Source organism: Oleiphilus sp. HI0043 (assembly GCF_001634935.1).
The window spans coordinates 1-938 of record NZ_LWEY01000510.1; the positions used below are offsets into that span (position 1 = coordinate 1).

At 42.0% G+C, this 938-nt stretch carries 1 protein-coding gene; it reads left to right on the top strand.

The window, feature by feature from the left end:
• Nucleotides 1-421: 421 nt before the first annotated feature.
• The coding region (locus tag A3729_RS06290; protein ID WP_197475623.1) for a trypsin-like serine protease at nt 422-938 on the top strand (517 nt) is incomplete at its 3' end.

The window sequence follows — 938 nt, forward strand, 5'->3', positions numbered from 1 at the left end:
TCCTGCAATGCCCTTGGGTAGTCCGGGTATGGAATACCAAGACAAGTTTAACCCTTATCAAATATTATCTATGAATCAAAAAGGTGTGCTTGAACCTTACGCTTCGATTGACTCATATGCTCAGCAGTTTGATTAGATTTGATCTGGCTTGATCTATAGAGCTTGTGTAAATGTTTTTGGAAAAAGGTAAATTTCGTAGAAACTTCCCATAAGAAAGGTTTATAGCGTCACAAAATTTAAATGCAGTTGTACAGTGTTTTTATAATCAATAGGGCTGGCTATAAAAGACTGATAAAATTCGAGGAGTTTTTTGCTGTGTTCCTGATGCATGATTTTAGTTGTTTTATATCTCTCAGCGTTTTACTTGTGCAGTACAGGTCCAGTTCAATATATAAAGATTATGAGTTCCATAGAGGTCAGGATGGCTAAGGGTATGTTTCTTTCAATGTGTGGTCAGGCTTTAGTTGCTAGGCGCAATGTCGGTATTGTTCGGGTGATGTTATTTGCCATGCTTGCTTGTGTTGCGAGTAGCTCTGCTCTCTCAGCTAATCGTATAGTCGGTGGCGACGAAGTTGAGGTAGAGAGTGATTACCCTTGGATGGTATCGCTCCGAAATTCGGCAACTGGCGAGCATGAATGTGGCGGTACCTTGATTCATGAACGTTGGGTGATGTCTGCTTCGCGTTGTTTCTATGAAGAGCCTGCTGAAGCAATTTCCGTCTATGTTGGAGATTATGATATCTCACGAATTGAAGAAACTGAGCGGCGTATTGGGGTGATTAGTCGCGTGGAGTCAGGTCGAGATTTGATGTTGCTTGAGTTGGCCGATGCGGTTGATGTGAGTGTTTATCCACCTCTTGAATTAGTTAGCTCAGCCATGTTTAAAGGTGTCGAAGCAGGTCATTTGCTAACAATTGTTGGATGGGGGGATCGTGATG